Origin of the sequence: Bordetella sp. 15P40C-2 (genome assembly GCF_009763235.1) — a bacterium.
Taxonomy (GTDB): domain Bacteria; phylum Pseudomonadota; class Gammaproteobacteria; order Burkholderiales; family Burkholderiaceae_B; genus Bordetella_A.
Map to the genome: position 1 here is coordinate 74103 of NZ_WSJA01000021.1, position 17958 is coordinate 92060.

At 61.4% G+C, this 17958-nt stretch carries 16 protein-coding genes; 8 read left to right on the plus strand and 8 right to left on the minus strand.

The window, feature by feature from the left end; genetic code table 11:
• Window positions 1-99 precede the first annotated feature (99 nt).
• The 8 genes from GOQ25_RS09950 (at window position 100) to GOQ25_RS09985 (ending at window position 8657) form a co-directional block, all read left to right on the plus strand.
• Entirely contained in the window at window positions 100-1551 is a 1452-nt protein-coding gene (locus GOQ25_RS09950) for a bifunctional 2-methylcitrate dehydratase/aconitate hydratase (protein ID WP_160350312.1), read from the plus strand.
• A 66-nt stretch (window positions 1552-1617) separates the two neighbouring features.
• Window positions 1618-2046 (plus strand): CopD family protein, encoded by a 429-nt coding sequence (locus GOQ25_RS09955; RefSeq protein WP_160350313.1) that lies wholly within the window; start codon window positions 1618-1620, stop codon window positions 2044-2046.
• 30 nt (window positions 2047-2076) lie between these two features.
• On the plus strand, window positions 2077-3636 hold the full coding sequence (locus GOQ25_RS09960; RefSeq protein WP_160350314.1) for a class I SAM-dependent RNA methyltransferase: 1560 nt from the start codon (window positions 2077-2079) through the stop codon (window positions 3634-3636).
• A 393-nt stretch (window positions 3637-4029) separates the two neighbouring features.
• The gene (locus GOQ25_RS09965) at window positions 4030-4557 is read left to right on the plus strand and encodes an RDD family protein (RefSeq protein WP_160350315.1); all 528 of its coding nucleotides are present in this window, start codon (window positions 4030-4032) and stop codon (window positions 4555-4557) included.
• A gap of 142 nt (window positions 4558-4699) precedes the next feature.
• Window positions 4700-6373, plus strand: coding sequence for an acyl-CoA synthetase (locus tag GOQ25_RS09970; protein ID WP_160350316.1), 1674 nt, complete (start codon window positions 4700-4702; stop codon window positions 6371-6373).
• 12 nt (window positions 6374-6385) lie between these two features.
• Window positions 6386-6907 (plus strand): gamma carbonic anhydrase family protein, encoded by a 522-nt coding sequence (locus tag GOQ25_RS09975; RefSeq protein WP_160350317.1) that lies wholly within the window; start codon window positions 6386-6388, stop codon window positions 6905-6907.
• A gap of 49 nt (window positions 6908-6956) precedes the next feature.
• Window positions 6957-7874 carry an Hsp33 family molecular chaperone HslO gene (gene hslO / locus GOQ25_RS09980; protein ID WP_160350318.1) on the plus strand — a complete coding sequence of 306 codons (918 nt, stop codon included), beginning with the start codon at window positions 6957-6959 and terminating at the stop codon, window positions 7872-7874.
• Window positions 7875-8042: 168 nt separating this feature from the next.
• Entirely contained in the window at window positions 8043-8657 is a 615-nt protein-coding gene (locus GOQ25_RS09985) for a TadE/TadG family type IV pilus assembly protein (RefSeq protein WP_160350319.1), read from the plus strand.
• A 7-nt stretch (window positions 8658-8664) separates the two neighbouring features.
• On the opposite strand, the gene ftsB is transcribed toward GOQ25_RS09985, so the two are convergent.
• The 8 genes from ftsB to gsiD form a co-directional block, all read right to left on the minus strand.
• Window positions 8665-9036: a cell division protein FtsB gene (gene ftsB, locus GOQ25_RS09990; protein WP_160350320.1), complete on the minus strand. Its 372-nt coding sequence runs from the start codon at window positions 9034-9036 to the stop codon at window positions 8665-8667.
• 81 nt (window positions 9037-9117) lie between these two features.
• Window positions 9118-10404, minus strand: coding sequence for a phosphopyruvate hydratase (gene eno / locus GOQ25_RS09995; RefSeq protein ID WP_160350321.1), 1287 nt, complete (start codon window positions 10402-10404; stop codon window positions 9118-9120).
• A 55-nt stretch (window positions 10405-10459) separates the two neighbouring features.
• Entirely contained in the window at window positions 10460-11314 is an 855-nt protein-coding gene (gene kdsA / locus GOQ25_RS10000) for a 3-deoxy-8-phosphooctulonate synthase (RefSeq protein ID WP_160350322.1), read from the minus strand.
• Window positions 11314-12963, minus strand: a complete 1650-nt coding sequence (locus GOQ25_RS10005) for a CTP synthase (protein ID WP_160350323.1) — start codon at window positions 12961-12963, stop codon at window positions 11314-11316. Before GOQ25_RS10005 ends, kdsA begins: the two co-directional genes overlap by 1 nt.
• Window positions 12964-13100: 137 nt before the next feature.
• A complete protein-coding gene (locus GOQ25_RS10010) occupies window positions 13101-14912 on the minus strand; it encodes an aminopeptidase P family protein (protein WP_160350324.1) in 1812 nt (603 codons plus the stop codon).
• 8 nt (window positions 14913-14920) lie between these two features.
• On the minus strand, window positions 14921-15751 hold the full coding sequence (locus tag GOQ25_RS10015; protein WP_160350325.1) for a M55 family metallopeptidase: 831 nt from the start codon (window positions 15749-15751) through the stop codon (window positions 14921-14923).
• Window positions 15752-15871: 120 nt separating this feature from the next.
• A complete protein-coding gene (locus GOQ25_RS10020; RefSeq protein WP_160350326.1) occupies window positions 15872-16927 on the minus strand; it encodes a P1 family peptidase in 1056 nt (351 codons plus the stop codon).
• Window positions 16928-17057: 130 nt separating this feature from the next.
• Window positions 17058-17957, minus strand: a complete 900-nt coding sequence (gene gsiD, locus GOQ25_RS10025; RefSeq protein ID WP_160350327.1) for a glutathione ABC transporter permease GsiD — start codon at window positions 17955-17957, stop codon at window positions 17058-17060.
• Window position 17958 lies beyond the last annotated feature (1 nt).

The following is a 17958-nucleotide window of genomic DNA, read 5'->3' on the forward strand; positions in this document are numbered from 1 at the left end:
GGAAAATGTGCGCTAAATTATATCCATACCGCGTTTGGATCGCCATATTGTCAACAATCTGGCGTGTGTAGCTGGCACGCCCATTTGGGAGACCGCCGTATGTCTACTCACCTACCCTCCTCGCGTCCCGAGCCGGACCAGGTGCTGACCGATATCGTCGACTATGTGCTGGACTATCAGATCGACAGTCAGCTGGCCTACGACACGGCACGTTATTGCCTGATCGATACGTTGGGCTGCGGTCTGGAGGCGCTGCAATACCCGGCCTGCCGCAAGCTGCTCGGACCCATCGTCCCCGGCACCATAGTGCCCAACGGCGCGAAGGTACCCGGCACGCCCTATCAGCTTGATCCCGTTCAAGCCGCATTCAACATTGGCGCGATGATCCGTTGGCTGGATTTCAACGACACCTGGCTCGCGGCGGAATGGGGACATCCTTCGGATAATCTCGGCGGCATTCTGGCTACCGCCGACTGGCTGTCGCGCACCGCCGTTGCCGCCGGCAAATCGCCGCTGACCATGCGCGATGTGCTGACGGCGATGATCAAGGCGCACGAAATCCAGGGCTGTATCGCGCTGGAGAATTCCTTTAACCAGGTCGGCTTGGATCATGTGGTGCTGGTGAAAGTCGCCTCGACCGCGGTCATCGCGCAGATGCTGGGCCTGACGCGCGAGGAAATCATCAATGCCGTATCGCTGGCATGGGTCGATGGTCAGAGTCTGCGCACATATCGCCACGCCCCCAACACCGGCAGCCGAAAAAGCTGGGCAGCTGGCGACGCGACCAGCCGCGCCGTGCGGCTCGCGCTGATCGCCAAAACGGGCGAGATGGGTTACCCATCGGTGCTGACGGCCAAGACCTGGGGCTTTTACGATGTGTCCTTCAAGGGGCAACCCTTCAAGTTCCAACGGCCCTATGGCAGCTATGTGATGGAAAACGTGCTGTTCAAGATCTCGTATCCGGCCGAATTTCATGCCCAGACCGCGGTCGAGTGCGCAATGACGCTGTACCAGCGCCTGACTACCTTGGGCAAAACCGCCGAAGACATCGAACAGATCACTATCCGCACCCATGCGGCCTGCCTGCGCATCATCGACAAGAAAGGCCCGCTGAATAATCCCGCCGACCGCGATCATTGCATTCAGTACATGGTGGCCGTGCCCCTGCTATTCGGACGCCTGACCGCCGCCGACTATGAAGACGACATCGCGCAAGACCCGCGCATCGACACCTTGCGCGCCAAAATCGTCTGCGTCGAGGACCCCGCCTACACGCTCGACTATCATGATCCCGACAAGCGATCGATCGCGAATGCCCTGACCGTGACCTTGCAAGACGGAACGCAGCTGGACGAAGTCGTCTGCGAATATCCCATTGGCCACAAACGTCGCCGCAGCGAAGGCATGCCATTATTGGAGTCGAAATTCCGCACGAATCTGGCACGTGTGTTCGCCGCCAAGCAACAGCGGCGAATTCTTGAAGCCTCGCTGGACCAACCTACGTTGGAGGCCATGCCCGTGCACGAGTATGTCGATCTCTACGTAACCTAGCGTGCCCGGCAGCTTTACCCCGGGCCGACTACAATCCAGCTATTCACCACCTGCCATTCCCCTGCTATGTCTTACCTCTGGGTCAAAGCCTTTCACATCGTGTTCGTCACGGCCTGGTTCGCCGGCCTGTTTTATCTGCCGCGAATCTACGTGAATCTGGCGCAGGCGACCGATGCCGCCGTGAAGACCTGTCTGATCGGCATGGCGCGCCGGCTGTTCCGGTTCACCACGATACTGGCGGTCATCGCCGTGTTGCTGGGGCTGTGGCTGTATATCGGTTTTGGCGTCGGCATGGGCCCGGGCAATGGCTGGATGCACGCCAAGCTGTTCTTTGTCGTGCTTATCATCGGCTACCATCACGCCTGCGGGGTGATGTTGCGCAAATTCGAACAGGGCCGCAACACCCGTACGCATAAGTTCTACCGCTGGTTTAACGAAATTCCCGTCTTATTGCTGGTGGCGGTGGTGCTGCTGGTGGTGCTTAAACCTTTCTGACCACATTGCCCGGCTTAAGCCAGGATCCGTATGTCTTCTGATGATCAAGGCCGTCGTAAAACACTGACGGTCAAAAAAACGGCGCGTGACGCCCACGCGGCTGCGAGCGAAACCCCGCGCAAGCGTAGCGGCGCCCGCGCGCGCACGGCCGCGCTGATTGAACGCTCGAAAGAGCAGGTGCAACGTTTGCGCCAGGACGAGGCCCCGGCTGCGCCCGCACGTAAATCACCGTCTAAATACCGTAGTGATGCTCCCCGGGAAGACACCTCGTTCTCCCGTCGGGGCGCGCCGCGCGACGGCGATCGTTTTGCAGATAAGCGTGAGCGCGCGGCCGAGCCCGATCTGGGCCAAGGCCTCGGCGATCAAGATGACTTCCCCGCCGAGGTGGAATGGGCCGCCGAACCCGAAATCCGCAAGCGCGCGCCGCGCTGGCTGCGCGATGCGGAGGTTTTCCCCGTGTTTGCGCCCTGCCCCCAGGGACTGGAAGAGGCCTTGACCGCAGAGATGCAGGCGCTGGGCTTCGAGGACGCGCGTGTGGGCCGTGCGGGCTGTCATTTCAGCGCGGACTGGTCCGGCATTCAACGCGCGAACCTTTACTCGCGGCTGGCCACGCGCATTCTGGTGCAGGTCGCCCACGAAACGATCTCGCACGAAGACGACATCCTGGACGTCGCATACAACGTGCCTTGGGAACGCTGGTTCGGCGCCGAGCACACCTTGCGAGTCGATACCTCCGCCGTGAAAAGTCCGGTGCAAAGCCTGCAATATTGCAATCTGCGCGCCAAGGACGGGATCTGCGACCGTCTGCGCGACCGCGAAGGCGCGCGCCCCAGTATCGATACCGTCCGACCCGACGCCCGCGTGCACCTGTTTCTGACGGGCAACACCGCCACGCTCTATCTGGACACGTCGGGTGAGTCGCTCTTCAAACGCGGCTGGCGTCTGGACAAGGGCGAAGCGCCCTTGCGAGAAAACCTCGCGGCCGGCATGCTGGCGCTGGCGGGTTGGGACCCGGCGGCGCCCTTGCTCGACCCGTTCTGCGGCAGCGGAACCATCCTGATCGAAGCGGCCTGGATCGCGCTGGGCGTGCCCGCCGGCATTTCGCGTCCGCTCGGTTTTGAACGCCTGCGCGACCACGACGCGCGGCGCTGGCGCGATCTGAAAGACGACGCCCGTGCCCGCATCTTGCCCAAGCTCGACGCACCGCTGGTGGGCTATGACCTGGACCCGCAAGCCGTCGAATTTGCGCGCAATAACGCCGAGCGCGCGTGGCTGACCGCCGACACGATCCGATTCGAGGTTGGTGACGCCCGCGAGGTGCCGCCGCCCGCCGAACAAGGCTGGATCGTGACGAACCCGCCTTACGGCGAACGGCTGCCTACCGACGACACGGAGCTCTGGCGCGCCTGGTCCGCGAACCTGAAGCGCTCCTACGCGGGCTGGCAGCTGCACGTCATCACCAGCGATCGGGACCTGCCACAACGCCTGCGCCTCAAGCCGTTGCGCCGCATTCCGCTGCATAACGGATCGCTCGATTGCCGTTTGTTCGGATTCGAACTGGTGGCAGCGAGCTACCGCGACCCGGCTTGAGGGTTGTTGTAAATACACCGCAGTTTCCTCCCGAGCTGTGACGGTTCAAAATATGAATTGATTGCAACGTTCGGGCGGAAACAGGCATGATGATCAGAGAACTTGCACTCTTTCAGGGTTAACCCTAGAATAGGGCCTAGCATGATTGCGAAGTAGCCGGCATAGAACTTGCGCTGGCTATGCAAGCCCGGATTCAAGATGCTGAGTATCGGCATTCAACAGGGCCACGGTTTAACCCCGCCAGACCAGGACGCGACAGTTGCGCGGTCGGCGGTGAATGTGGCCCTACGACGATTTCCCCTTGGGGGCTGCTATAGCCCCTTTTAAGGCCCACCGACCAATCGGTGGGCTTTTTTTTGCCTGCCGTGGCGATGGTCGGGATAATAGCGCTCCATGACTGCTGCCCAATACCCGACCGCCAGCCGGCTACGCCGGTTCGCCTGCATGATGTACGAAGCCGTGCTGTTGTTTGGCGTGGTGTTTCTCGCGGGCTATCTATTCGACACGTTGACGCAGAGCAAGCACGCCCTGACCCTGCGGCATGCGCGCCAGGCTTGGCTATTCGTCGTGATCGGCATCTATTTCATCCTGTGCTGGCGGCGCAACGGTCAGACGCTGCCAATGAAGACCTGGAATATCCGGCTGATAGACCGTCATGGCCAGCCGCCTTCGGTGGGCAAGCTGATCATGCGTTACCTGCTGATCTGGCCGCTCGTCCTGTGTGCCGCAGCCATTGTCTCTGCCGCCTCGGTGGCCACCGGGTGGCGGTCGGTCGATATGTTCATTGTGGTCGCGCCGTTCGCGATTTTCATTTGGTCCTGGTTTGATCGGGATGGGCAGTTCCTGCATGACCGTTTGCTAGGGACCCGGCTGTGCGACGTACCCGCCGCGCCCAAAAGACGCCAAAACGCGCATGCGTAATAACCCTTATATGTCCCCGCTATCGACACGCGCATATTGCAGATCGCGGCCCTCTAGGTCATGCTTGCACTTGTAGGGGGCATTCCGGCCCCCGGGCGGGCATCCCTCGGGATGATCGCCAGCGCGCTTAAAACATAGGGCCATGGACGACCAATATCAGTCGCTCTACCAATCATTCCGCTGGCTAGTTCCGACCCAATTCAACATTGCGGAGGTCTGCTGCCACCGTTGGGCCGAAAGCACCGCGGATGCCCGACGTATTGCCATTTACCACGAAGACGAGGCCGGTAACCGGGAGGTCTGGACCTACGCCCGCCTGGGCGAAGCCGTCAATCAGCTCGCCAATGGGTTGATCAAGATGGGCGTGGAACGCGGCGATCGCGTGGGTGTGGTTTTAGGACAACGACCGGAAACCGTGGTCGCGCACATGGCGATCTACAGCGTGGGCGCGGTCGTCGTGCCGTTATCGCCGCTGTTCGGGCCCGAGGCGCTGGAGTCGCGCCTGCGAGACTCGGACGCGCGCATTGCTATCGTCGATCCGGCCTCCCGTATCAATGTGCTGGCTGTCAGCGACGACTGCCCGAATCTGAACCAGATCATCGGCATCGGCTTTGTGGACGAACGGGTGCTGCCCTGGCGCAGCCTGCTAGCCCGTCAGCCGTCGCAATTCAAACAGGTCGCCACCCTCTCCTCGGACCCGGCGATACTGATGTACACGTCGGGCACGACGGGCGCGCCCAAAGGAGCGCTACTGCCTCATAGCGTGCTGATTGGCAACCTGCCGGGCTTTGTCGCCTCGCAAAACTGGTTTCCCAAGCCGAACGATGTCTTCTGGTCGCCGGCGGACTGGGCATGGACGGGCGGCTTGATGGACGCGCTGCTGCCCACTTTGTATTTCGGACATGCCATCGTGGGCACGCGCGGGAGATTCTCGCCCGAGCGGGCGTTTGAATTGATGGAGCGCTACCAGGTCACGAACGTGTTCCTCTTCCCCACTGCGCTGAAGATGATGATGAAGTCGGTGCCCGAGCCGATGACGCGCTATCGCCTGGCGCTGCGCGCCATCATGAGCGCCGGGGAAAGCGTGGGAGAAACGGTATTTCGCTGGTGTCAGACCGCGCTGGGCATTACGCCCAACGAAATGTTTGGCCAGACCGAGATGAACTATATCGTCGGCAACAGTTGTCACCGCTGGCCGGCGAAGCCGGGCAGCATGGGGCGCCCCTACCCCGGACATCGGGTCGCGGTGATCGATGAGGCGGGCCAGCCCGTGCCAGTTGGCGAAGTCGGTGAGATCGCACTCAATCGGCTCGATATTGCCGGATTTCCCGATCCAATCCTGTTTCTTGGTTATTGGCGCAACGAGGCGGCCACGCAGGCAAAATTCACGGGCGACTGGTGCCGCACGGGCGATCTGGCGCGCGTCGACGAAGACGGCTACCTCTGGTATGCGGGACGCGCGGACGATGTATTTAAATCCGCCGGCTATCGTATCGGCCCGGCGGAAATCGAGAGTTGCCTGATCGGTCACGAGGCCGTGGCGAATGCCGCGATCGTGCCCAAACCCGATCCCGAGCGAGGCGCGGTGGTCAAGGCCTATGTCGTGCTGACCCCCGAGTACGCCAGCCACGATCCTGCCGAGGTGACGCTCCAGTTACAGAACTATGTACGCGAACGGCTCGCGCCGTACGAGTATCCCAAAGAGATTGAGTTCATCGACGAACTCCCTATGACAACAACCGGCAAAATCCAGCGCCGTGTCCTGCGCCTGCGCGAGCAGACCCGGGCGGCGATACCCGCCGGACACCCTGAGTGAGACTGTTGTAGTATGCCTATTTATCAGCTTGATGATCAAACCCCTCAAATCGACCCCAGCGTCTATGTGGCAGACAGTGCGGACATCATTGGCAATGTGACCCTGCGCGAGGGAGTCAGCATATGGTCACATGTTGCAATCCGTGGCGATAATGCGCCGATCATCATCGAACGCGGCACGAACATCCAGGAAGGCTCCGTCCTGCATGTGGATGAAGGATGCCCCATGACCATCGGGCCAAACGTCACGGTGGGCCATCAAGCCATGTTGCATGGCTGCACGATCCAGGAAGGCGCCCTGATAGGCATGCAAGCCATCATTTTGAACCGTGCGGTTATCGGGCGAAACTGCCTGATCGGCGCGGGCGCCATCATCGCCGAAGGCAAAGTGATTCCCGATAATTCGCTGGTGATCGGTGTGGGCAAAGTGGTACGCGAATTGTCCCCGGAAGAAATCGCCAATATGCACGGGAATACCCACCATTATCAGGAGCGCGCGCAACACTACAAGCGCGCGCTTAAACGCATCGGTTAATTCGGCGGGTGGCGATGGCACCTTGCGCGTCATCGGCTAACATTCACGTATGACTGATCAACTCAAGAAATTCCTTTTCGAAGATCGCTCGGTGCGCGTGCAGGCCGTCCGGCTGCACGAGACCTGGCTGCACGCACAAGAGCATCATGATTACCCGCCCGCCATTCAGCGCCTGCTAGGCGAACTCATGGCGGCCGCCGCGCTACTGGCGGCGAACATTAAGTTCGAAGGCTCGCTGGTTCTGCAAATCCAAGGCACGGGCCCTGTCGCGCTATTGGTCGTCGAATGCCAGTCCGACCTGGGCATGCGCGCCACGGTCAAGGTCCGCGAGGGTCAGGAAGTGCCGCCGGATGGCACGATGCAAAGCCTTTTGAACACCAATAACGAGGGCCGTTTCATCGTCGTGCTGGATCCGCGCCGCAAGGTTCCCGGCCAGCAAGCCTATCAAGGCATTGTGCCGTTGGAAGGCGATACGGTGGCCGAGGCTTTGCAGCACTATATGAAGGCATCCGAACAGCTCGACACCCGTCTCTGGCTGCAAGCTGACGGGCAGCATGCCGCCGGGCTCTTGATCCAGCGCCTGCCGGACCACGGCGGCACGGCCGCGAGCGAAAGCGGGGCCAACACCCTCGAACACGCTATCGTCATGGCCGAAACGATCAAGCCCGACGAGCTGCTAAATAGCGATATCGATACGATCATCCATCGTCTGTATTGGGAAGACACGATGATCGGTTTCGAGCCGTCCCAGGTCCGCTGGCATTGCCCCTGCACGCGCGAGCGCGTCGGGAATATGCTGCGCACGCTGGGCGAGCAGGAAGTCAATGAGATTCTGGCCGAGCAAGGCTCCGTACAGATCACCTGCGATTTCTGCGGCAAGCCTTATGCGTTCGACCCAGTGGATTGTTCGGGTTTGTTTACGGACAGCCGACCCATGCCGGAACAGGATCCGCCGACGGTGCATTAAGTCTCTGCGCGTGCGGGCTTAGCTATTTGTCCGCTTGCGCGGGATGCCTCCTACCGTGAACCGACTGCGTCCAAAGTATCATCCTCGGCCCCATAGGATTCGTCGCAATTTTGGGGCAGACTATCGTTAGCTTCTGAAGATCGGCATATCTCAAGCACAGTCTTGGATATGCCGATTTTTTCTTTTTACGCTGGGGAAGCGATGGTGAGCACCGGCGATCGCTTACGTCAACGGGGCGCAACGCTGGTCGAATTCGCGCTCGTCGCGATTTCGCTGCTGTTGTTCGGTACGCTGATCGTCGAAGCCGCGCACTGGCAGATGTTGCGGCAAGTGGCCTATGTCGCGCTATTGGACAGCGCACGGGTCGGCGCCACGCATCCTGATCGCGCCGAGGCCATGCAGCGTGGATTCGTTGCCGCATTCCTGCCGCCGTTGGTCGCCGGCAAACATGCCGCGCAGAACAGACAGGCGGAAATCTGGGCCGCCATCCAAAATAAAACAGGCATGCCTGCGTGGCGGATAGAAATTCTGCAGCCGCAAGACGTGCAGATCCTGCATACGCGGCTGACTTATCTTCATGAACCACTATCCCCGATGACACGCGCCCTGCTCCGGGCGTTTGGGCAAGAGCAGGGAGATTGCATGCGCAAAGCATGGGCCCACGGCATGCTGCCCATACGGTTAACGCTGGATATCGAAACGCATGCCCGGGCTTCACCGAAAGCAACGCCGACGGCGAACGTAGTCTATGGCGATTGGGACTGCACCAAGGCGGCGACTTAGCGCCGGCTTAACGACGTTGCGTGGCGGGTGGCGCGGTGCGTGCGGGTGCTTGATTAGACGGACGGGAATGAACGGCGCCCGGCACCGAGTTCGTTGGCAAGGGACTGTCGGCCGGCAGGATATGCACGAAGACTTCGCCTTCGCGCATCATGCCGAGCTCGCTGCGGGCGCGTTCTTCGATCGCGCCCGAACCGGTTTCCAGGTCTCGCACCTCGGCTTCCAGCGCGGCATTGCGCGCGCGCAGGCCTTCATTGACCTCGTGCTGCGCCGCGATCTGTTTCTGCAGGTCCCAAACGGTGAACCAGCCGCCCTTACCTAACCAAAGCGGATACTGGATCAGCGCCACCAACGCCAGCAGCACCAAGAACAGCAGGCGCATATACGAGAGCCCTTCAGGGATAGCCTATAAATGGCGACCGACCTCATGCCGGGCGCATGGAGCGCCCGGCATGCAGTCCAATCAACGCAGGTTGTAGAACGCGTCGCGGCCCGGGTAGGACGCCACTTCGGCGAGTTCTTCTTCGATGCGCAGCAGCTGGTTGTACTTGGCCATACGATCGGAACGCGAGAGCGAACCGGTCTTGATCTGCATGGCATTGGTTGCCACGGCGATATCGGCGATGGTCGAGTCTTCGGTTTCGCCCGAACGGTGCGACACGACGGCGGTGTAGCCGGCGCGCTTGGCCATTTCGATAGCGGCAAAGGTCTCAGTCAGGGTGCCGATCTGGTTGATCTTGATCAGGATCGAGTTGGCGATGTTCTTCTGGATGCCTTCGCGCAGGATGCGGGTGTTGGTGACGAACAGATCGTCGCCGACCAGCTGGACTTTCTTGCCCAGTTGCTCAGTCAACAAGGCCCAGCCGTCCCAGTCGTTTTCGGCCATGCCGTCTTCGATGCTGATGATCGGGTACTTGTCGCACCAGGTGGCCAGCAAGTTGGCGAACTCTTGCGAGGACAGCGACAGGCCGCCTTCGCCTTCCAGCGTGTACTTGCCGTCACGGTAGAACTCGGAGCTGGCGCAATCCAGACCCAGGGCGATCTGCGTGCCCGGCTCGTAGCCGGCTTCGGTGATGGCCTTGAGGATCAGCTGAATGGCAGCCTCGTGGTTCTGGACGTTGGGGGCAAAGCCGCCTTCGTCGCCCACGGCGGTGGACATGCCTTGGGCATTGATGATCTTTTTCAGGCTGTGGAAGACCTCGGCACCCCAGCGCAGGGCTTCGCGGAAGCTCGTTGCGCCCACGGGCAGAATCATCAGCTCTTGCAGATCGAGCGTGTTGTTGGCGTGCGCGCCGCCGTTGATGACGTTCATCATCGGCACGGGCATGCTCATCGGGCCGCTGCCGCCGAAATAGCGGTACAGCGACAAGCCCGACTCGTCGGCCGCAGCGCGGGCGACAGCCATACTAGCCGCCAGGATGGCGTTAGCGCCCAGGCGCTCTTTGCTGTCGGTGCCGTCCAATTCGATCAGGGTGCGATCGACAAAGGTCTGCTCCTGAGCATCCAGACCCATCAGGGCCTCGGAGATCTCGGTGTTGAGGTTCTCGACGGCGCGCAGCACGCCCTTGCCCAGGTAGCGGGACTTGTCGCCGTCGCGCAGCTCGATGGCTTCACGCTGGCCGGTGGACGCGCCCGAAGGAACCGCGGCGCGGCCCATGGCGCCCGATTCCAACAACACATCACATTCGACGGTGGGGTTGCCACGCGAATCGAGGATCTCGCGGCCGATAATGTCGACGATTGCACTCATGATTGATTGATTCCCTGAACGATAAACAAATTCATGACGGCGTCACCGGGCCAGTTCAGACGAACTGATTTTCGATGAAACCGTTGCGTTTGGTGACGCGATCGAGCTCGACCAGCGACTCGAGCAGCGCGGGCATCAGGTCCAGCGGCACGGCGTTCGGGCCATCGGACAAGGCGCAAGCCGGATTGGGGTGGGTCTCCATGAAGAGACCGGATACGCCCACGGCCACCGCTGCACGCGCCAGCACTGGCACGAACTCGCGCTGCCCGCCCGAAGACGTGCCCTGCCCGCCCGGCAACTGCACCGAGTGAGTAGCATCGTAAACGACAGGACAGCCCGTTTCCCGCATGATAGCGAGCGAACGCATGTCGGACACCAAGTTGTTGTATCCGAAAGAAGCACCGCGTTCGCAGACCAGGATGTTGCTGCCGTCGCCACCGGCCTCGATGGCGGCGTCGCGCGCTTTCTGCGCGACCTGCACCATATCGTGCGGGGCGAGGAACTGGCCTTTCTTGATATTGACGGGCTTGAGCGAGGCCGCGCAGGCGCGGATGAAATCGGTTTGCCGGCACAGGAAGGCCGGCGTCTGCAGCATATCCACCACCGCCGCCACGGGCTCGACCTGCTCGGTTTCGTGCACGTCGGTGAGCACGGGCACGCCGAGCTGATCGCGCACGTCAGCGAGGATCTTCAGCCCCTCGTCCATTCCCAGGCCACGAAACGACTTGCCAGAACTGCGATTGGCTTTGTCGAACGAGCTCTTGTAAATGAACGGGATGCCCAGCGCGGCGGTGATTTCCTTTAGCCGGCCGGCGGTATCGAAGGCCAGTTCGCGCGACTCGATGACGCACGGGCCCGCAATGAGGAAAAACGGGTGTTCCAGACCAATATCGAAACCGCAAGCTTTCATTAGCTATCCTTACGCGTGTCGTGATGAGCGATGGCTGCCTTGATAAAGCTCGAGAACAGCGGATGCCCGTCACGCGGCGTGGAGGTGAATTCCGGGTGGAACTGCACGCCGACGAACCAGGGATGGTTCGGCAGCTCCATGATTTCCGGCAGATTTTCGGTAGGCGTGCGCGCGCTGATGACCATGCCTGCCTCTTCGAGGCGCGGGACGTAGACGTTGTTCACCTCGTAGCGGTGACGGTGACGTTCGTTCACGGTGTCGCCATAGATCGACTGTGCGCGTGTACCGGGCTTGATCGGGCAGACCTGCGCGCCCTTGCGCATGGTGCCGCCGAGGTCGGAGGTCTGGTCGCGACGTTCGAGCTTGCCTTCGCGGTCCATCCATTCGGTGATCAGTGCCACGACGGGATGCGGCGCGGACGGATCGAATTCCGTACTGTTGGCGCCACCCAGACCGGCGACATGACGCGCGAATTCGATCACGGCCAGCTGCATGCCCAAGCAGATGCCCAGGTAGGGCACGCCGTTTTCACGCGCGTAGCGGATCGCGGCGATCTTGCCTTCCGTGCCGCGCTTGCCGAATCCACCGGGCACCAGAATGGCGTCCAGATGCTTGAGCTGCTCGGTGCCGCGCGTTTCGATGTCTTCGGAATCGATGTACTCGATATTGATCTTCGAACGCGTGTGGATACCGGCGTGAACCAGCGCCTCGGACAAGGACTTGTACGACTCAGTCAGATCGACATATTTGCCGACCATACCGACGGTGATTTCGTGCTGGGGGTGTTCCAGTGCATCGACCAGCCTGTCCCACATGGACAGGTCGGCCGGCGGCGGGTTCAGGCCCAGCGCTTCGCAGACGATGTTGTCCACGCCTTGCTTGTGCAGCATGGCGGGGATTTTGTAGATCGAGTCGGCGTCCCACACCGAGATCACGGCGTCCAGCGGGACGTTGGAGAACATCGAGATCTTGGCGCGCTCGTCATCGGGAATCGGGCGATCGGCGCGGCACAGCAAGGCGTTCGGATAGATACCGATTTCGCGCAATTTCTGCACGGAATGCTGCGTCGGCTTGGTCTTGAGTTCGCCAGCCGAGGCGATGAACGGCACCAGCGTGAGATGCACGAAAGCGGCGTTGTTGCGGCCCAGGCGCAGGCTCATCTGGCGCGCGGCTTCCAGGAACGGCAGCGATTCGATATCACCCACGGTTCCGCCGATCTCGACGATGGCCACGTCGGTGGCGCCATTCCAGGCGGCGTCGGCGCCACGGGCGACGAAGTCCTGGATCTCGTTGGTGATGTGCGGGATCACCTGCACGGTCTTGCCCAGATAGTCGCCGCGGCGCTCTTTGCGCAGCACCGATTCATAGATCTGGCCGGTGGTGAAGTTGTTCACCTTGCGCATCTTGGCCGAGATGAAACGCTCGTAGTGGCCCAGGTCCAGGTCGGTTTCGGCGCCGTCTTCGGTGACGAACACCTCGCCGTGCTGGAACGGGCTCATCGTGCCGGGGTCGACGTTGATGTAGGGATCAAGCTTGAGCAGAGTGACTTGCAGGCCGCGCGATTCGAGGATCGCGGCGAGGGACGCGGCGGCGATCCCTTTGCCCAGGGATGACACCACACCGCCGGTGACAAATACGTATTTGGTCATCGTAATAGGCGCCCGTGTAGGGAGCGCATGCGGGAAATTTGGATTATAGCCGGCCGCGAGCCAAGTCAGGGGTTTTCCCTGACTGTTGTGAGGTAACAACCCGAAAACAGGGGCTGGAGACCGCCCCCGCTACGGCATCACGATACCAGCAATGGCTCGGTATGGGCATGCAGCCAGGCCAGCGCCTCGCCTTCGACGCGCGGCGAAAGGCGATCGCGCACCATGCGATGGTAGTCGTTAAGCCAGGCGATTTCGTCTTCGCGCAACAACGTCACGTCGATGCACCGGACGTCGATCGGGCATAAAGTCAGTGTTTCAAAACACAGGAATTCGCCGAATTCACCATCGAGCCAGGGACGGTTGGCCACCAGGTTTTCGATGCGCACGCCCCAGCGGCCGGCGCGGTAAATGCCGGGTTCGTTGGAGGTGATCATGCCGGGCTCCATGGCTGTGTGCAGGCCGGGCGCAGCACGATAGGAGATGACTTGGGGTCCTTCGTGCACATTGAGGAAGTAGCCCACGCCGTGGCCCGTGCCATGGCCGTACTCCACCCCACCCTGCCAGATCGGCGCACGCGCGATCGCGTCCAGCATGGGTGATGGCGTGCCGCGCGGGAACGACGCGCGCGACAGCGCAATCATCCCTTTGAGCACCAGCGTGAAGTCGACTTTCTGATCGGCGCTCGGGGTGCCGACGGCCACTACGCGGGTGATGTCGGTCGTGCCGCTCAGATATTGCGCGCCGGAATCGATCAATAGCAAGCCGTCGCCCTCGATGACCGCGTGCGACTCGGGCGTGGCGCGGTAGTGAGGCATGGCGCCATTGGCGTTAAAGCCGGCGATGGTGGCGAAGCTGGGCGACACATAGTCGGCTTGTCGGGCCCGGGCGGCCGTGATTTGTTCGTCGATCGTCAGTTCGGTGACGGGCTCGTCCCGTTCGCCACCGTTGACAGCACGCTCATACCAGGCGAAGAACTCGCACAGCGCCGCGCCGTCCTGCTCCATCGCGATGCGTACCTGCGCCAGCTCGGCGTCGGTCTTGCGCGACTTCAATAGCGTGGACGGATTGATATCCTCGATGCGGGGTACCTCGGGGTTCATCGCATGGAACACGCCGCAGGTCACGCGCGACGGATCGATCAGCAAGGTCTGGTCCAGTTCCAGCGAACCCAGGGCTTCGGAAACCTGATCGTAGGAGGCGACATCGACGCCGTCGGTGGCTAGGACGGTTTGCAATGCCTCGTCGATCTTGCCTTCACCGACAAACAGCGTGGCGTTGTCCTCGGTGATCAACGCGAACGCAAGAAAGACGGGGTTATAGGAAACATCGGCGCCACGCAGATTAAAGAGCCATGCGATGTCGTCCAAAGTGCATAGAAAATGCACATCCGCGCGCTTGGCGCGCATGGCTTGCCGGACCTGCGCCAGCTTGTCCGCGCGCGAGACGCAGGCATACGGGGCGGTGTGTTCGGTAATTGGAGCCTCAGGCAATGCCGGACGGTCGGTCCAGATGTCGGACAGCGGATCCGCCTGGATATCCAGAGCGATGCCACGCGGCGCGAGCGCGGCCGACAAAGCCCGAAATGCCGCCAGACCCAGGACCTGCCCGTCTACGCCCACGCGTTGCCCGGACGATAGTTGCTGCGCCAACCAATCTACATGGCTGGGCGTCGCGGCCGCGCCCGTTTTCATCAGTTGCACGCAGGAGCCGGACAATTGCGCCTCTGCCTGCACCCAATAGCGGCTATCCACCCACAGCCCGGCGAAGTCCGCCGTCACGACCAACGTACCGACAGACCCGGTGAAACCGCTCAGCCACTGGCGTCCCTGCCAACGCTCGGGCAGGTATTCAGACAGATGGGGGTCAGCGGACGGCACAATGCAGGCATCCAACGCCAGTCGGCGCATGGCCTCGCGCAGTTGGGCAATGCGGGTGTCAGTACTAGACATGAATTTCCTTAACGCAACATGGATGACATGGCCGACAGGCTATTGAGCGTACGGATAGCGGCCTGCATGCTGTCTACCGTAAAGCGCAGCATGACGCCGTCCACGCGCTCGAGCGTGGGCCACATGCAGAACAGATCCGCCAAGGCAGAGGATTGTGTCTGCAGCCGGCATTCTATCGGTCCAGCGATGCGAAAGGGTGTCACGCCATCGATATTGTCGCGTCGCGCCTGCACGGCCAGGCGAGCTGCCTGGGCGATAGCCTGGCGGGCAGCCTCTGGAGAGAGGGTGATACCACTGCCCTGCCCGTGTGCGATCTTGGTCTGTACCCATTGCGCATTCGGGTACAGCGGCTGGGTTTCCTCGATGAACACGTCGTCGCCACTGGCGAGGATGACGGGCACGCCCAGTTCGCCAGCTAGCGCGCCGTACAGGCCGGCCTCGCCGAGTTCTTGCCCGTTGATCAGCACCCGCGCAAAGGCGAAGCTGTTGATGGTGTGAGCAAGGATGCCGCGACCTTGTGCGCGCGAGTGATAGCCGACCAGCATCACCGCGTCGCAGGCTTCCTCCAGCCCGCCCATCATGCCGAGATAGCGGGGCTTGCCCAGCACGAGTCGGGCGCGCGGATCGATCTGGTCGGGCAGCAGATTACGGAAGCCGCCATGCGAATCGTTGACCAGCACTTCGGTCGCGCCGCCTTCGAAGGCGCCCTGGACGGCGGCGTTGGCCTCGCCCGTCATCCAGACGCGCGCGCGCTCGTATTCGCCGTTGCCGGGGCGGACTTGCTCAGCATGAAAGACGCCGGCCACGCCTTCGATGTCGGTGGAGATGAGGATCTTCATGTTTAAACGAAAGAAGTGATTGGAATGAATGCGCTTGCGCGGGCGTGGTCGGGTTATAGGGATCTAACTCAGTTGGATATGCCTGCTCCAGCATCAACGCTACGTCAGGTCAGATCTATCTCAACGAGTCAACCATTCCCGCCAATCTGGTATGGCTTCCGTAATGGCCTGCCGGACATGGCCATCGCGGCCGTGAACGGTCTCGGCGCGCCAAAGGGCGGCGATGATGGCTTGCTCGCAGGCCTCGGCCGCCGCCTCGAAAAGCTTGTCAATACGGGCTTCATGCAGCATCGCGATTGCAGGCATCGCGCGTTCGGCTTCGTGAGGAACGGTGTAAGCGGTCGAAAACGCCATGGCGATGTCGCCGCTGCCGTGGCCAAACACAGAGCCGGTACGAGCCAGGCCCGCCGCCGCGCGCAGAGATAAACGTTCCAGCTGACGTGAGTCGAGCGGTGCGTCGGTTGCCAGCAATAGAATGATGGACCCTTTCTCGGGGCCACTTTCGTCAGTTTGAGCGGCGAGGTATCGCTGGCCTAGTGCATGGCCCGCGATCGTCATCAAAGGCAGTCGTCCGAAATTCGACAACACCAATGCGCCAACGGTATAGCGTTGATCTGCGTGGACCTGGGCGATACGCGAGGCCGAGCCGATCCCGCCTTTAAACGAAAAGCAGGACATGCCCCGGCCCGCACCCACCGCGCCCTGCGCGAATTCCACATCGGCGGCGTCATAAGCAGTGAAGTAATCGGCCTCGGCTATCGGCATCGCCTGGATATCGTTCAAATACCCGTCATTGCATTCGAAGACCAAGGGATTGACCGTGGGCCACTCGCGGCCGATCCGCGGGTTCGCGGCGATGGCCTGACGGATTTGCGCGTTCGCGACTGTGCCCACCCCAAAGGTATTGGTTAACGCGATAGGCGTTTCAATCACGCCCAGCTCGCGCACTTGCACCAGGCCTACGCTCTTGCCAAAACCATTGATGACGCTGGCAGCCGCGGGCACCTTGTCGGTGTAGATATTGCCCGCATGCGGGCGCACCACGGTGACGCCCGTTTGGCAATCCCCTCTGGACAAGGTGGTGTGACCCACGGTCACGCCAGCGACGTCTGTGATGGCATCACGCGGCCCACTGAGAAGCTGGCCCACGCGCGGCATGAAAGATTCAGAATTCATGTCTGGTCCTTACTATTGCCGTACGAGAACGGCAGACTTGCATACGTCGAACAACGCGCGATTCGCGCCGATGGCAAAAAGGGCACGGTGTCTGCCGCGCCCTCTTCTCTTTCATAGACTCACGGCCCGCTTAGCGCCGGTCGATCTTCGGGTCCAGAGCGTCGCGCAATCCATCGCCCAGCAGATTGAACGCCAACACCGTCAGGAAAATCGCCAAGGCGGGGAAGATCGCCACGTGCGGCGCCAACACCATGTCGGCGCGCGCCTCGTTCAGCATCGCGCCCCATTCCGGCGTGGGCGGCTGCGCACCCATACCAAGAAACGACAAACTGGCCGCGGTGATGATCGAGGTGCCGATACGCATCGTCCCGTAAACCACGATAGGCGAAATCGTACCCGGCAAAATATGACGCATGATGATGGTCCAGTCAGAGGCGCCGATACTGCGCACCGCCTCGACATAGGTCATCTGCTTGATCGCCAGCGTATTGCCACGAACCAACCGGGCAAACGCGGGCACGCTAAAGACGGCCACGGCAACGATCACGTTGACCATGCTGGATCCCAGAATCGCCACCACGCCAATCGCGAGCAGCATGCCCGGGAAAGCCAACAACACGTCCGAGATACGCATCGTGATGCGTTCCCACCAGCCCTGGTAGTAGCCCGCCATCAAGCCCATCAAGGTACCCACAACGGCACCCATGGCCACTGACAGAAAGCCGGCGGCCAACGAGATCTGCGCGCCCATGAGGATGCGGCTGAAGATATCCCGGCCCAACGAATCCACGCCCATCCAGTGCGCCCACGATGGCCCGGCGTTGATCGCGTCGTAATCGAAATAGTTTTCCGGATCGTAGGGAACGATCCATTGCGCAAACACCGCGACGATGACCAGCAGCAGCACAAAGAGCCCTGCGCCCACGGCGAGATGTTGCTTTTTAAACTTGCGCCAGAATTCCGTGGCGGGCGTGCGCACGTCGTTCTGTTTGGCGGCCGAGACGGTCGCGGCGGTAGTCGTATTGCTCATG

Coding starts and splice junctions, on each gene's coding strand:
- gsiD (WP_160350327.1), bottom strand. CDS start 17,957: ATGAGCAATACGACTACCGCCGCGACCGTCTCGGCCGCCAAACAGAAC.
- GOQ25_RS09965 (WP_160350315.1), top strand. CDS start 4,030: ATGACTGCTGCCCAATACCCGACCGCCAGCCGGCTACGCCGGTTCGCC.
- GOQ25_RS09985 (WP_160350319.1), top strand. CDS start 8,043: ATGCCGATTTTTTCTTTTTACGCTGGGGAAGCGATGGTGAGCACCGGC.
- hslO (WP_160350318.1), top strand. CDS start 6,957: ATGACTGATCAACTCAAGAAATTCCTTTTCGAAGATCGCTCGGTGCGC.
- GOQ25_RS10015 (WP_160350325.1), bottom strand. CDS start 15,751: ATGAAGATCCTCATCTCCACCGACATCGAAGGCGTGGCCGGCGTCTTT.
- GOQ25_RS09960 (WP_160350314.1), top strand. CDS start 2,077: ATGTCTTCTGATGATCAAGGCCGTCGTAAAACACTGACGGTCAAAAAA.
- ftsB (WP_160350320.1), bottom strand. CDS start 9,036: ATGCGCCTGCTGTTCTTGGTGCTGCTGGCGTTGGTGGCGCTGATCCAG.
- eno (WP_160350321.1), bottom strand. CDS start 10,404: ATGAGTGCAATCGTCGACATTATCGGCCGCGAGATCCTCGATTCGCGT.
- GOQ25_RS09975 (WP_160350317.1), top strand. CDS start 6,386: ATGCCTATTTATCAGCTTGATGATCAAACCCCTCAAATCGACCCCAGC.
- GOQ25_RS10010 (WP_160350324.1), bottom strand. CDS start 14,912: ATGTCTAGTACTGACACCCGCATTGCCCAACTGCGCGAGGCCATGCGC.
- GOQ25_RS10020 (WP_160350326.1), bottom strand. CDS start 16,927: ATGAATTCTGAATCTTTCATGCCGCGCGTGGGCCAGCTTCTCAGTGGG.
- kdsA (WP_160350322.1), bottom strand. CDS start 11,314: ATGAAAGCTTGCGGTTTCGATATTGGTCTGGAACACCCGTTTTTCCTC.
- GOQ25_RS09950 (WP_160350312.1), top strand. CDS start 100: ATGTCTACTCACCTACCCTCCTCGCGTCCCGAGCCGGACCAGGTGCTG.
- GOQ25_RS09970 (WP_160350316.1), top strand. CDS start 4,700: ATGGACGACCAATATCAGTCGCTCTACCAATCATTCCGCTGGCTAGTT.
- GOQ25_RS10005 (WP_160350323.1), bottom strand. CDS start 12,963: ATGACCAAATACGTATTTGTCACCGGCGGTGTGGTGTCATCCCTGGGC.
- GOQ25_RS09955 (WP_160350313.1), top strand. CDS start 1,618: ATGTCTTACCTCTGGGTCAAAGCCTTTCACATCGTGTTCGTCACGGCC.